Genomic DNA, 13,891 nt, shown 5'->3' with positions numbered 1-13,891 from the left:
GTCTTGTTCATTTGTGAATAATTTGTTAAACTCGAATAAGGTCATACTACCTCCTAAATTGCATAAGTAGTATAACCTATATTTTATTACTTGTCAAGGGATACTTCCGTAATTTTTTAATTCCTGTTGGACAGCAATTAAACTTTTATTCATTTTATTAATCTCGAAGGTGCTAACAAAATTTCTTACCTTACTGCGGTAAAGGAGGATTTTAGTAATTAAAATAATAAGGAATATATTACTAAGTTGTGTTTGCAAAGGAAAAATATCTACCATAACTGGGTCTTGTAAAGAAAGAGCGATAAAGGTCGCCACAAAATATAAAAATGCCAGCGATATAAATATTTTGGGCCTAAAATCTGGTACAAGACATAAGAAAAAGAATTTATAAAAATATATATAAACTATTAAATTTGCCTCTCCTAAAAAATTGGCCGAAAACTCAATTAAAAGATAGCCGCTGGCTATAAACAAATAACAAAAATAATGCAAAATTTTATTTTTCTTACTAAAAATAATAAGAGCCAAATTAAAGATAATAATAGCTATTAATTCACTATAATGAAACGAACTATCAATAGGGGAATCGCTTAAAATATACACTATAGGGTTAAGGATTAAAGCGGCTAACCAAATGAACGACAATATTTTTACTCTAAGTATATTATTGCTTAATTGAAGATTGCTAAATTGCTCTTGATATTCGGCAGGAATGGGCGGTATAATACGATTAATTAAAGCTTTTATTTTCATTTTATTGTTATAACATATAATTTATCTTTTGGCTAGCTTAGTATTATTTTTAACTAAGTAAGTTTGCCCAGCGTATACCCCCAATCGTGCTCTTTTATTACGATAAAACCCATTTTTTTATAAAATTGCAGCGCACTTGGGTTAGTAAAACGTATATTAAGATGTAAACCCGCTATATTTTGTTCCTTTAGTTCCTTAAACAAACTCTCTATTAATTTGCTGCCGGCTCCTTGTCCCTGAATAACCGGCAATAAATTAATATGCAAATGTGCCGGATAATTTGTATACCACTCTAAACCGTTATAAAACTCTTGATAACCCCTATCATGTAAAATATTAATAATCTTTGTCTGCTTCTCGCTAAAAAATGGCTCATTTTGGGGAAATTGTTTTCTTAAAGGTGCCAGCCAATGCTCTTCTAGCCATTCTTTATAAGTAATTGTCTCGGGTACCGCCACTACATAACCTTGCGGAATATTTTCGTACTCCGTTACAAAACAGATAGCTTTAGGGTAAACTACATAAGGAGCAACGTAATATTGGCCTACCAAATAAGGGTCGCTAAATAATTTAGTGGCATCTTTGCCTTCGTTTGCTGTTTTTAAGCAGACTTCATACAAATAAGGTAAATCGGATAAAAACGCTCTTCTAATAGTAATATTATGCATATTTTTGCTCTCCATTTAATTAATTATAGCATATTTTTGCCAAAGTTAGCCACCGCTTAAGCTTGCAAGTTGTAGCATAATCGTCTATAATCAGCGTATGGCTAAGGCTAACAACTATCTTTCTACCGCCTTTTTAAAACATCTTACCTTTAAAGCTTACGATGAAGAAAGCATAGACGAAGCTATAGCCCTTAATGAAAAGCTGGCTTATTTAGAAGACGACGCCGAAACTTACTTCGATTTTGCCCTAACTTGCCGCGATTACGGCGACATCAAGCGGGCTAAAGAGGCCCTAGAGGCCGCCTTAAAGTTAGACAACGATAACATAGATTACCTGCAAGAATATGCTTTAGCGCTTTACGATGCAGCCGCTTATCACGAAGCGCTGGCTGTACTTAACCGTTTAGTTAAAGTAAGTAATTTAGCGCCTTGGTGGTTAATATCTATGCTTTACAGCGAGCTAAACCAATACGATACCGCTCTTTTTTATGCCAGCAAAGCGGTAACCGAACAAGGCGCCGCCCACGATTATGAAGCCAGAGCCATTGCCTATGGCCACTTAAAGCAAACAGAAAAAGCTTTAGCCGATTTTTTTACCGCTATTAATCTTACCGATGAAAACAGTGAACTTTGGAACAACTTAGCCCTTTTTTACGAAGAGCAACACCTTTTTAACGAGGCCTTGCACGCTTATACGCGGGCCGTTACTTTACCTTATGCCAGTAACTTTGCCTATTTTAATAAAGCTAAATTAGAGCTAAGTTTAGGTATGGTAAACGAAGCTTTATACGATATTAACGAAGCCATTAAAATAGCCCCTTACGATGCCGAAAGTTATAACCTAAAAGGTGGCATTCTTTCTGTTAAAGAAGATTACGCAGAAGCCCTTAAAGCTTGCGAAACAGCTATTGCCCTTAACGATAGCATACACTTACAAATTAATTATGCCTTTACCCTAGAAGAAGCCGGCCTAACAAAACAAGCCTTTGCTAAATGCCACGAACTTTGTCAAAGAACCACCCGTGAAGACGAGCTGCAATTAATAATTGTTTTACTGATAAGGCTTAGCCACTATAAAGAAGCTAAAAAACAAGCCGAAAAGCTGCTTGAAAAATATACAATAGTACAATAATTTAAAGTAACTTAATATTATAGCGCTATTGACAATTAATAAACTATCTATTATAGTAACTACTAAGCGCTCGTAGCTCAGCTGGATAGAGTACCGGACTTCGAATCCGTGGGTCGTGTGTTCGAATCGCACCGGGCGCGTTTACTAATTATTACTTTCCCTCATAGGCACAGCTAATATTGTTGTGCCAAATCATTTATAAGCTGGGTAATAGCCGCAGTACGTTGATAAACGGCGCCGGCTAGCCCTTCGTGGGCAGTATGGCTATACAAATGGCTAAAATCTTCGTAACTGGCGCTTACCTTAGCCTCATAAAAGATATGGTTAAATAAAGCCCTATCTACGTAAAGCCTATCGGCTAAGGTATCCAGTAAATTTTGTCCGGCTTCTAGACCGCTGTACCTAATAGCCGTTAAATGACTATCGATACCGGCTAACAAATTATCAATCTCTAAATCTCTGACAATCCGAGTACCGGCCTCCGCCGTGTGGCTACCCTCAGTTTGGATTTGGGGCTGTGCTTGCGTGCGTTGCTGCCCAAGCCTGTTTCTAAAACCTTCGGCAATACTCATCACAAAAGGATCGGGCTGCTCGCTGTTATACAAATTGCGCCTTCTGGCGCTATTTAAAGATGTTATTAATAATAAAATAACTAATACTACAGCCGCTGCCGCTATTATTGCTACCCTTACAAGTTTAGTCATAGTTTATCTCTCCTCCCTCTTTAGCTAAAACCGCTAAAACCAACTGATAATCATTTTGCTCTATCAATAAAAAACAGTCATTAAAAGCTATATGTAAGATAAATTTAACCCCAATAACCTTTAAGCAGTTGCTTATAGTTTTTAAATTAAAAACTGTACCTTCTTGACCGGTAGTAATTTTTAATAATTTTAAATGGCCGTATCTCTCAAAGTTACTAGCAAAACAAATATTAGGAGCAATAATCATTAATTTACCTTCGTTTTGCGTAATTAAATAAAAATTGCTGGCCGGCAGCCTTACTTTGCTTAGTAAATTGTTATTTATCTTAACTAATGCATAATCCTCTTTAAAAGCCGTAATAGTTAAGCCGACTAACGGCTTTTTAACTTTAAAAATTATCGGCAAACCGGCTAAAAGAACAACAAATAAAGGTAAATTATAAAAAAAACCTAAATTACTAAAGATAACCGTTAAGCCATTAAGCGCAATAAAAATTAAAGTATTAAGTACTATAAGAAACAAAAAACCCTTAAAAAATACCTTGCTAACCTTGTGGTTATCATTAAAGCTGCCTATAGCAACAAAAATAAAGATAAAGACAAAAAAAGGCAAGAATATCCACTTAATTAAATTATTTACAGTGTAAATAATTAACAAAAAGTAAAATATCCTTACAACAACAAACGCAAGAGCCAGCCCGGTTATAAATAAAAAAGCATAAATTAAGGCTTTATTTTTTTTAATATTATCTTACCTCTAAAATGATTAAGCTTTAACCGCCGATAACCTTAACCCTAGTTGGTAAGCTTTTTCTAAATCCAGCGGAAACTGCTCGGCGCGCACTTTAGCTTTATGCTCTTCTTTAAAAACGGTTACCACATACCGGTTATAATCGTTAAATTGGTAGGTATCGTTTACCGCTAAGCTTTCGCAGTGGCCAAGTAAGCGCTTAATATCATTTTCGGCAAATTTTAAACCTTGTAAATAACCGGCTTCTTGCATAAACTCTTGGTTTACATTCATACTGTAGATAAAACCTACTTGTATCTTTTTCGTCAGTAAGCTGCTATAATTTTCGTTATAAATGAGTACCGAAAAAAGTAGGCGCTCCAAAAATGAGCGCATTTCCCCCGTAACCTGCTCAAAGTAGATGGGCGAGCCTAACAATAATACATCGGCAGCTAAGGCTTTTTCCAACACCGGCAAAAGCTCGTCTTTGTAACCACATTTGCCGTAGCTGGGGCCATCTTTTAACTTACAGGCAAAGCAGCTGGTACAACCTTTATAGGTTAAATCGTACAAATGAATGGTCTCTGCTTCGTGCCGGCCGTTCGCTGTAGCACCTTCTATAGCCTTGTTTAATAATTTAACAGTGTTATTATTTTTACGCGGACTACCGTTAATGGCGAGTATTTTCATAAATTTACCTCTTTCTTGTTTAGTTTAACATAAAGAGGCATATCCTGTAAAGTATTAACAGGATATACTGTATATTAACATAATTTAAAAAAAATTAATAAAAAAATTGACTGCACAAAAAGATACACTTTCGTGTTTTTGGTGTGTTTTGTGGTTATACTTTTTCTTTTATAGAAGTATTTTGGTTTATATCGGCTCGTTTTTTGTCAATAAAGTAAAAGAGACAACCCAGTAAAAGCGTAAAGATGGCTATAAAAGCAATATAAAGAGTAACTACAGCCAAACCTAACTCCTCAACATTAAAGAAAAAGTATGGATAACGGCCGGCTCCGCCGCCAAGACGCGGATACAAAAAACCTAAAGCTGTAACGCTATAAGTTAAAACAACATAAGCTACGGGAATAAGTACAGCGTAACCAATATCTTTTCGCTTAACTTTACCCGGCGTTGAAAACAGTAAATAATCAATTAAAAAAAGCAAGGGAGTTGTACCGTGTGTAGTTAAATTAACAAAAGTTAATAAATTATCATTGCTAGCAGGCGCCATAATAACCCAATAGGCTATGCCCATCATCACGACAGGCACGGCAAATATCATATTTAAGCGTGGGTAGTAACCGGCCGGTCCGCTTCTGCCATCACGGTGTAAACTTTGTACGGTACGTTTAATAAAGATAGCCCAAAGTACGGCCGCCATCGTGTTAGTTATCATCGTATAATACAAAAACATACCTAATTGGATATTATTACTGAAAAAACCTACCGTATATAAAATACCAGCTATGGCTAATAAAAAGGCAAAAATTCTAAACCATAAAATAAATCTTCTGTCTTTAAACATAAAAAAGCTCTCCCTAAAATAATGTGGTGTTACAGTTGTAACTTATTTAAAACTACTCTATACTATCTTTACCTTCAAGGTCAATCTAAAAAAGAGCAAAGGTTACATTAAAGCTATCCTTGTAACCATAAGGAGTTTATGATGGCAGCTACCGCCGGCGCAAAAATTTTAAAACAAGATACTAAAGAATACTTAACTACCGCCCTTTTAATGTTATTAAAAACAGAAAAATTATCTAATATAACTATATCTTTACTGTGCAGCAAGGCTGGAGTTAGTCGTATGGCTTTTTACCGCAACTTTGCCGCTTTAGAGCAAATTTTATGGGAATATTATAAGGAAAAATTACAGCTTTCCTTTGAAAGACGGCACGATATAAACTTTCAGTTTAATTTTTTTGAGCAATTTGGTGAAGAGCTTATGCTTGCCGAACGTGGCGGCTACGAGCCTATTATTAGAGCTATTTTTATAGAGCAAGTTATTTTATTATATGGAGAAGAAGATTACTCTACCGTCTTTATAGCCGCCGGCGCTTATGCCGTATGGCGCAAGTGGCTGTTAGAGGGTAAGTCGCTGCCTTTAGAAGAAGTACAGCAAATTTTAGCTAAGTTTCATGAAGTGGCTTTAAAGAAATAAAAATAAATGTTACTGCTTATGCTTTATCTTGATGATTGCCTAATTCACTTTTCTCTATGTCAATAATTTTTTCAAGCTCTATAATAACTTTTGTCGCAAGGTTTTTAGCGGTGTCTAATAAAATTTTTTTTCCTTAATTCCGGCAATCGTCTTCATAATTTTACTTACTCTACTTCACTCTTTTTGGCGGCTATATTTAAGCTTATAAGCATCATTATCTCCTCATTTAAAAAGGTTGCCGCTTGCAATCACAAACAGCAACCTTTTTAATTCTTAACTCTTCACTATTATCTTATCTAAGCCCGGTTTTTTGGCTAAATCTTTTGGCAAAGCCTCTTCGCGCGCTTTATTTACATAAGCCTTATCCTCAAAGATATACTTATAGTTGGTATGTTCTTTGTAACTACCATTAGCTAGAGCAAAGGTGTCTTCGGTCATTACCAGCTCTTCATCGGTGGGAATAACATATACTTTAATCGGGCTGTTATCGGCGCTAATACAGCTTTCGGCATTGCGGGTCATTGCTAAGGCATTTTTAGCCTCATCAATAATAATACCCATCGCCTTTAAAGGAGCCAGAGTTTTTAGCCTGATGGCACTGCCAAATTCACCCACACCAGCGGTAAAAACAATGGCGTCAACTTTACCTTCCAGCACTGCAAGGTAGCTGCCAATGTACTTGCGCAGGCGGTAGCACTCCATATCTTGGGCTAAAATACAGGCCTTATCACCTTTTTCTACACCGTGCTCCACATCACGTCTATCGGTAAATTTACCGGTTATACCTAGTAAACCACTCTTTTTATTAATAGCATTATCCAGCTCGGCTAAAGTTAAACCTTCTTTGTTACCAATATAATTTAAGATGGAGGGGTCAAAGTCGCCGCTGCGGCTGCCCATCACTAGGCCCTCAAGCGGGGTCATACCCATACTGGTATCCACACTCACGCCACCCTTAACGGCACAAATACTGGCACCATTCCCAATGTGGCAGATAATCACATTGGTATCTTTATTGGCTTTACCCAGCAGCACGGCGGCACGCTTGGCGGTGTATAAAAAGCTGGTGCCATGAAAACCATAACGGCGCACATTGTGTTTACTGTACCACTCATTTGGTAAGGCATAGGTAAAGGCCGTTTCGTCCATCGTTTGGTGCCAAGCGGTATCTAAAATAGCGCAGTGCGGCACCGTTGGTAACACCAACATGGCGCTTTTAATGCCCATAATATTGGCCGGGTTATGCAACGGGGCGAGCGGCGATACCTTTTCAAATTGCTTTAAAGTATCTTCGTTAATGATAACCGATTTAGTAAAAACATCGCCGCCATGCACTACGCGGTGGCCAACGGCCTTTACTTCGTCTATACTTTTGATACAACCGTACTCACTGTCTATCAACATTTCCAGCACCCAAGCGATGGCCTCGTTGTGGCTGGGGCAAGGCCGTTTACCTTTATGCTCTTCTTTACCGGTAGCTTGGTGCTCAAGGTCGCTTAAATCTTGACCTACACGCTCGATAACTCCTTTGCCCAGCACATTTTTGTTAGCCCAATCGTAAACCTGATATTTAACTGACGAGCTACCGCAATTTAATGTTAAAATAACCATATTATCTCCTTTACTTTAGCTTTTTAAGCCAAGATGTATAATTACTTTAGTTATTTTAACATAAATAATGGGGATAGGCAAGAGAAAATTTAAACCACAAACCACCTAAACAGCCCCGCCTCTCTAATCGGCCTAAACTCAAAAATGATGGTGCCTGTCTCCGAGCCCTCAACGGTGTTTACCTCTAAAATGACTTCAATGGTAATTCTTTCTGCTCTAAAATTAAAGATACGGCCTGTATCAAAAATTACCTTTACAGGCTTTCCATCTCTCTCCGTATAATCAAAAAACCCGATGGTTACGGGCAAACTATCTGCCGCTAAAGCCGAAAAATCGCCCCCTCTCTGCGATTGTATATGCATACCCTTTATGGTAAAAGTGGTATGTCTATCTGCAAAACCAAAACCAGCCAAAGTTATACCGTACGGAGCCCTTATATTATGGTTCACTAACTCTGGTATTCCCTCCGGGGTGATACGTGCCCGAAAAAAAGCTCCATTAAGATAATATCTTTCCATAAGCACGGCATCTCTATGTTCCAACCGTCTTAAAAATGTGTTTTGAACATGGCCAATATCTGAGACCGAGCCTGTTTCTTGATACAAGATAAACCTTATTTCATTGGCAGAATCCCACCTACTGGGTTCTTCCCTCAACGGGCCATGCGCCAAATGTTCATCTACAAAATGGAGTGAATTATAAGGCATAGGATAACAAGAAGATAAAAGTAACACCATTATAGTGATAAAAAATAAGCCGTAATTTTTTTGCTTCATCAATTTCTCCTTAAAATAGCTTTAATAGTTATAAATATTCTTTTTATAAGCGGCACTAAAATGATGGCTATTATACCGGCCGAAATAAAAACCACAATCACGTTACCGTACTGCCGATAATTTAAACCGGCTAATGTTTTAATAATAAATACAGCTAAGATAATTAAAATAATCCCAAGCCAATAAATTGCATTTATTTTACTAACTATCTTAAATTTTGGCAGCTTTAAAATTAATAAAAAAAGTATAAGCATTCCCATAAGCCCGCCGGAATATTGAAGTATTTTATAAACCGGTAATGTTATACCAACAATGGATATAAAAGACTGCAAAAAACTTATTCTTTCTACAAAAAAGCCGCTAATATGAGTAAAATTATCCCACAAAATATGTGAGGTCGCTCCTATTAACAACGAGGTTACAACTATTACAGGTGTTTTTATAAAGTAATTATTAAAATTAAAGGTATTATAAATGGTCAATCTACTTCTTAAAAGAGGTAAATTAGCAAATAAATCGTTCCTTATAATGTTATGAAAGATAAAACAAAAGGCCAGCCCAACAGGTAAGTTAAAGGTAAAAAGCCCCAGCAAACTATGGCTATAGGCGCTGCGTAATTGCATACGCATAAAGTACTCAAAATCGGGCATTAAGCTGCCTATTACCAAAGCTGTAAGCGAAAAATAGTTAGGGAAATATTTTTTAAAAGGTAAAATGATAATCGGGTGAGCAAAAGTAAAAGGCATAATTGTTTTATTGCCTCCTGTTAAGCTCTTCTAATAACCTAATAAAATGATTTTGTGCAGAGCTACCCTCCGGAAAAGCTTGTATTAATGATTGCAAATATTCATATGCAGTTAGATTATAGCTGGCAATGACAACTCCCTCTCTAACCTCTAAAACAAGATAATTTTGATAAATCGGCATAAAGCCCGAGTTTACTCCCGTTGCCTCACCATTAATTAAGTTTATCTTGCCGGTAAAGAAAGCCATCTTCATACCCAGCCAAAGATAATCATTTAAAAAATTTTCATCTATATCAATTAAAATAAGTTCGTTATTAATTACCTCGAAAGTAGCTATATAACCCCGCGTTAAAGCCGAAATCCAGTGCGTAATTTCCGGTCTTCTCTCAGGATAAGTTTCAAAATATATCTCTAAAGGGAAAGAGAGTGTATTATATTGCCTATCATTAAAAATAACCCTATCCGACACTTGCCTAGAGGCAAAAAGTGGAACTGTTAATAATAAAAATCCTAGCAAAAATATTTTTTTCATTTTTATACCTCTATTCTCATATTAAATTTTAATTATTTCTTACCGCCGGGTTTTTTCTTGCCGGCGGCAGATTGACAATACTTTATAATATTGCGAAAAATTAATCAATATAGTGTTAAAAATACCCCGAGCCCTCTTTAAGAAATTGGCATTTTATGTTATAGTTAGCTGGCAAAAATAAAATTAAAGGTGATAAAAATGACCGATAAAGATTTAAATGCTATAATCCGCCGTGTGCCTAACTACCCTAAAAAAGGCATTGTTTTTTATGATATAACCTCGCTGCTGGCTAATGCCGAAGCTTTTAGTTATGTTATTGACCGCATGATAGAAATTTACAAAGATAAAGGTATAGAAGCCATCGCAGGCGCCGATGCGCGCGGCTTTCTCTTTGCCGCCCCGCTGGCTTACAAGATGAAGCTACCGTTTATTCCTATCCGCAAAGCCGGTAAATTGCCCGGCGTAACTCTTAAAGCCAGTTACACCCTAGAGTACGGCAAAGGCGAAGTTGAAGTACACGCCGACGATGTACCTAAAGGTAAGAATATTTTAATGGTTGATGACCTACTCGCTACCGGTGGCACCTTGCGTACCAGCGTAGAGTTACTAGAGCGCGGCGGGGCCGTTGTTAAAGAGGTTTTTGCTTTAATCGGCCTTACTTTTTTACCTTACAAAGAACGGTTAAAGGGTTACAATGTAACTACTTTAATAGATTTTGATAATGAAAAGATAAAATAATCTAATTTTTACAAGGCAAGTTAAAGTTACTTGCCTTATTTGTTTATCTTGCTCTTAACCTAAAACTAAGAAAGTAAATTACATTTTCTTCGGTATTTACTAAATATGTAAAAGGCCTGTCAAAAAAATAAAAATCTATTTTATTCTCGTCAAACCCCACCCTTTGCATACGCCGGCCAGCCCAAACATTTACATCAATATAATTATAACGATTAAACGGCTCTATATCTAAATCAAAATGAGTGAAAAAGTTATCGGCATAACTAAATCTGCCCCATACACTATTATTATCAATATCGTACAAATTAATTACATCAAAGATATAACTTTCTAACGAAACACCGCCATTAAGTGTAGGGTGCAATAAATGAGGTAATCCATCTTGGGCATTGCTTTCGGTATCTAGAATAGCTTGCCAGTTGGCGTAACGATGTTCTATAGTTTCAAATTCATTTAAAATTTCAGATAACCACTCGCAACTACTTAAAAAAAGCAAGCTAAATATTAGTAAGCATAATAATTTCTTCAATTTATATTCTTCACCTGTTTACTACATTGCTTAGTCCATTAAACTCTTTTATCGCTCCCGATACCTCACCGCTTAATTTTAAAACGGCGGCCACATTAATAACTGCTGCCGGTACAATAAAAAAATCGATTAAAGCCCAAATTATATCTATCTTAACGTTAGCGCCGATAAAAGTGGCCATAATGGCTGTAGCAGCAAAAATAAATATGCCTTTATTGCCAAAAACCATACGCACGTTTTGCGCCCCGTAAAAATAAATGGCTATCATCGTGGTAAAACCAAAAAAGAACATCGCTACAGCAATAAAAATATTACCAAAATAGCTAAAATGCCGGTTAAAAATAAGCTGGATAAGACCGCTGCCGGCCAGTTGGTTAGGAATATGAGAAGTATCGGATAAAATATACACCATCGTTTGTAACACACCGCTGCTTAAAATGGCCAGCCCCGTTAAAGTTACCACTAAAAACACGCTAAAAACACCAATCATCGCCACCATACCTTGCTCGCAAGGGTGGTTAACCCGCGCCACCGCATGGGCGTGCGGTGCACTGCCGGTGCCGGCCTCGTTGGCGAGCATTCCGCGCATAAAGCCCCAACGAATGGCCTGCACAATACCAATACCTAGTCCGCCGCCTAAAACGGCTTGCGGATTAAACGCCCCTATAAAAACGCCGACAATAACGTTTGGTAAATTAGTTATGTTCATAAAAATAATAACTAAGGCGGCAATTAAATAAGTTACCGCTAAAATAGGCATTACTTTTTCGGCGAAGCTGGCAATACGTTTAGTCCCGCCGGCAAAGATAAAAGCGCAAAAAACGGCTAATAATAAACCGCTCACTATCATTGCTAACCTTTGATTATCAGCCAAAAAAGCCGCCGGCAAAACATTAACCATAGAAGTAGCGATGGCGTTAGCCTGAAACAGCATCATTACGAGGCCAAAAAGTAAAATGATGGCCAGCGAAAACCAAGTAGCCAAAAACACCCCTAACTTGCCCTTAAAAGCCTCTCTTATGTAATAAGCGGGGCCGCCAAGAGTAACGCCATCTTTTACTACTTTATATTTTTGTGCCAGTACTACTTCGGTATAGATGGTAGCCATACCTAAAAAAGACGACACCCACATCCAAAAAAGGCCGCCCGGCCCGCCCAGCATTAAGGCCGCCGCCGTGCCAACTAAGTTACCGGTACCCATCTGCGAAGAAACGGCGGTAGCAAGGCTTTGAAAGCTGCTCATACCTTTGTTGTCTGCTTTTTTACCGGCTAAACTAAAGCCGCCAAAGGTTTTTTTAAAGGCCCGTTTAAATTGTTTAATTTGCACAAAACGCAATCTAATGGTTAAAAAAATACCCGTGCCAACTAAAGTTACTACCAGCACAGGTGTTAAAAAACTCGAATTTATGCTATTTAAAACCGAAGTCAAAAACTCCATCATCACTCCTAATTTCATTAATTAATGAAAGAACGGAAGAGGCAGGAGTCGAACCTGCCAATGCTATTAAGCATTCATCGCTTTTGAAGAGCGTGAAGACCACCGGGCCATATCTGCTTCCCTAAATATTATACTCGTAATAACTTATTTGTCAAGCAGGCTTTATCAATTATTAATTATAAAAAACCTGCTTCTTTTAATAACCCGCTAGCTTTTGGGCCGTTATTAGCGCTTACCAAAATAATCGGCCCGGTGCAGCCCATACCGGTTTCGGCATAAATACCGGCAGTCATTACGGCCGTGGCCGCGTCCTCCAGCTCCATCACTTCCACACCGGGTATCTCAAAAGTTACTACCTCTTTAGCCGGCTTATTTGATGAGACATTTATTGCCGTTTCTTTTTGTTCTTTATTATTTAAAGTGTCAAAAATTTCCTCGAACCTGCACTTTTTAAGGAGTAATTCTTCGTCTTTGATTATCTTAGCTAAATTATTTTTAGCGCAATTATAAGCATAAGCTACCGCTCCGGCAATCACATTAGCGCCGCTGGCCCGTGAAACAATAAAAACGGGCAGGTTAAAGCCAAAACCAATGCCCGGCCCATAACCATAGCCGCTAACCTCATAACCGCCGCCGCTGTTAAACGAGGCAAACATTTTCATTAAGACATTACCGGTGAGCGAATCACACACCACTACATCGGCAGCGGCGTTTATTAAATCGTTCCCGCGCAATAAACTGCCGCCATCGGCACGGCCCGATTCACCAAAGTTAATGGGATAACCATTTTTAACCAACTCTTCTAAAGCTCGCTGAGCATTACGCGCATTGTCAATATTTAATAGGCCAATACTTGGGTTGGTTAACCCGCCGGCTTTAGCGGCGATAATACCATAAAGGGCATTTTTAAAGATAGCCGCACTGCGATTAGTAGCCGAAGTACCGGTAGTACAAGCAATAAAAAACTCGCGGCCGTTAGCCGGCGCAATCACCTTACCTACCGTGGATACCCCGATGGGAAAGTTGTAATGCATAGTAACCACACCGTCCAGCTCGCCTTTTTTGAGGGCCTCCTCCATTATTTTATGGGCGGTATCGGCACTGGCAGCCTCTATTAAGGGTAAGCTTGATGAACTTTTGGGGCCAATCAGCATCACCTCTACCCCGTCATTACGACCGGCCGCTAGCTCGGCCCCGCGTATCACTTCGGCCTCGCCTAACTCACTGCCTAAAGTTACCACACCTATGCGTATCTTTTTCCCTCGCCCATTATTATATTGGCCGGTTTCGAGGGTGGCAGCCAAATCGAAGAAGGTGCTTTTTATACTCTCTTTTACTTTATTATCCATAAATTCAACCACCCTCCT

The 13,891-nt window shown here is 38.1% G+C and carries 16 protein-coding genes and 2 tRNA genes; 4 read left to right on the top strand and 14 right to left on the bottom strand.

What is annotated here, in order from left to right; genetic code table 11:
• Positions 1-93: 93 nt before the first annotated feature.
• Together FWE37_06360 and FWE37_06355 are read right to left on the bottom strand one after the other, a co-directional pair.
• Positions 94-753 carry a hypothetical protein gene (locus FWE37_06360; GenBank protein ID MCL2520606.1) on the bottom strand — a complete coding sequence of 220 codons (660 nt, stop codon included), beginning with the start codon at positions 751-753 and terminating at the stop codon, positions 94-96.
• Between the two features lie 53 nt (positions 754-806).
• Positions 807-1,436 (bottom strand): GNAT family N-acetyltransferase, encoded by a 630-nt coding sequence (locus tag FWE37_06355; protein MCL2520605.1) that lies wholly within the window; start codon positions 1,434-1,436, stop codon positions 807-809.
• A gap of 82 nt (positions 1,437-1,518) precedes the next feature.
• On the opposite strand from FWE37_06355, the gene FWE37_06350 reads away from it, so the two are divergent.
• Both FWE37_06350 and FWE37_06345 read left to right on the top strand, forming a co-directional pair.
• Positions 1,519-2,553, top strand: coding sequence for a hypothetical protein (locus tag FWE37_06350; protein MCL2520604.1), 1,035 nt, complete (start codon positions 1,519-1,521; stop codon positions 2,551-2,553).
• 66 nt (positions 2,554-2,619) lie between these two features.
• A tRNA-Arg gene (locus FWE37_06345) sits at positions 2,620-2,693 on the top strand.
• A gap of 33 nt (positions 2,694-2,726) precedes the next feature.
• Here FWE37_06345 and FWE37_06340 read toward each other — a convergent pair.
• The 4 genes from FWE37_06340 to FWE37_06325 all read right to left on the bottom strand — a co-directional run bounded on the left by FWE37_06340 (position 2,727) and on the right by FWE37_06325 (position 5,518).
• A complete protein-coding gene (locus tag FWE37_06340; GenBank protein MCL2520603.1) occupies positions 2,727-3,257 on the bottom strand; it encodes a hypothetical protein in 531 nt (176 codons plus the stop codon).
• Complete coding sequence (locus FWE37_06335) at positions 3,250-3,915, bottom strand: hypothetical protein (GenBank protein MCL2520602.1); 666 nt, start codon at positions 3,913-3,915, stop codon at positions 3,250-3,252. The genes FWE37_06340 and FWE37_06335 overlap by 8 nt, the downstream gene beginning before the upstream one ends.
• Before the next feature lie 108 nt (positions 3,916-4,023).
• A complete protein-coding gene (locus FWE37_06330) occupies positions 4,024-4,677 on the bottom strand; it encodes a flavodoxin family protein (protein ID MCL2520601.1) in 654 nt (217 codons plus the stop codon).
• Positions 4,678-4,831: 154 nt separating this feature from the next.
• Positions 4,832-5,518, bottom strand: a complete 687-nt coding sequence (locus tag FWE37_06325) for a Pr6Pr family membrane protein (GenBank protein MCL2520600.1) — start codon at positions 5,516-5,518, stop codon at positions 4,832-4,834.
• 138 nt (positions 5,519-5,656) lie between these two features.
• Between FWE37_06325 and FWE37_06320 the strand changes: the two genes are divergently transcribed.
• On the top strand, positions 5,657-6,154 hold the full coding sequence (locus FWE37_06320) for a TetR/AcrR family transcriptional regulator (GenBank protein ID MCL2520599.1): 498 nt from the start codon (positions 5,657-5,659) through the stop codon (positions 6,152-6,154).
• A 273-nt stretch (positions 6,155-6,427) separates the two neighbouring features.
• Here the strand turns inward: FWE37_06320 and FWE37_06315 are convergent, their stop codons facing one another.
• The 4 genes from FWE37_06315 to FWE37_06300 form a co-directional block, all read right to left on the bottom strand.
• Positions 6,428-7,765, bottom strand: a complete 1,338-nt coding sequence (locus FWE37_06315) for an acetate kinase (GenBank protein MCL2520598.1) — start codon at positions 7,763-7,765, stop codon at positions 6,428-6,430.
• A gap of 89 nt (positions 7,766-7,854) precedes the next feature.
• Positions 7,855-8,541, bottom strand: a complete 687-nt coding sequence (locus FWE37_06310; GenBank protein ID MCL2520597.1) for a hypothetical protein — start codon at positions 8,539-8,541, stop codon at positions 7,855-7,857.
• A complete protein-coding gene (locus tag FWE37_06305) occupies positions 8,541-9,287 on the bottom strand; it encodes a DUF4184 family protein (GenBank protein MCL2520596.1) in 747 nt (248 codons plus the stop codon). Before FWE37_06305 ends, FWE37_06310 begins: the two co-directional genes overlap by 1 nt.
• 7 nt (positions 9,288-9,294) lie before the next feature.
• Complete coding sequence (locus FWE37_06300) at positions 9,295-9,819, bottom strand: hypothetical protein (GenBank protein MCL2520595.1); 525 nt, start codon at positions 9,817-9,819, stop codon at positions 9,295-9,297.
• A gap of 198 nt (positions 9,820-10,017) precedes the next feature.
• Here FWE37_06300 and FWE37_06295 point away from each other — a divergent pair, with 198 nt between their 5' ends.
• Positions 10,018-10,557: an adenine phosphoribosyltransferase gene (locus FWE37_06295; protein MCL2520594.1), complete on the top strand. Its 540-nt coding sequence runs from the start codon at positions 10,018-10,020 to the stop codon at positions 10,555-10,557.
• Between the two features lie 43 nt (positions 10,558-10,600).
• Here the strand turns inward: FWE37_06295 and FWE37_06290 are convergent, their stop codons facing one another.
• From FWE37_06290 to grdD, 4 genes are all read right to left on the bottom strand, one after another.
• Positions 10,601-11,086, bottom strand: coding sequence for a hypothetical protein (locus tag FWE37_06290; protein ID MCL2520593.1), 486 nt, complete (start codon positions 11,084-11,086; stop codon positions 10,601-10,603).
• Positions 11,087-11,096: 10 nt separating this feature from the next.
• A complete protein-coding gene (locus FWE37_06285; GenBank protein ID MCL2520592.1) occupies positions 11,097-12,527 on the bottom strand; it encodes an amino acid carrier protein in 1,431 nt (476 codons plus the stop codon).
• A gap of 30 nt (positions 12,528-12,557) precedes the next feature.
• Positions 12,558-12,645: transfer RNA gene (locus FWE37_06280), tRNA-Sec, on the bottom strand.
• A gap of 55 nt (positions 12,646-12,700) precedes the next feature.
• Positions 12,701-13,873 (bottom strand): glycine/sarcosine/betaine reductase complex component C subunit alpha, encoded by a 1,173-nt coding sequence (gene grdD / locus FWE37_06275; protein ID MCL2520591.1) that lies wholly within the window; start codon positions 13,871-13,873, stop codon positions 12,701-12,703.
• Positions 13,874-13,891: the final 18 nt, after the last annotated feature.

It is taken from the genome of Spirochaetaceae bacterium (assembly GCA_009784515.1).
Classification (GTDB): domain Bacteria; phylum Spirochaetota; class Spirochaetia; order WRBN01; family WRBN01; genus WRBN01.
This window is presented reverse-complemented; position numbering and strand designations above follow the sequence as displayed.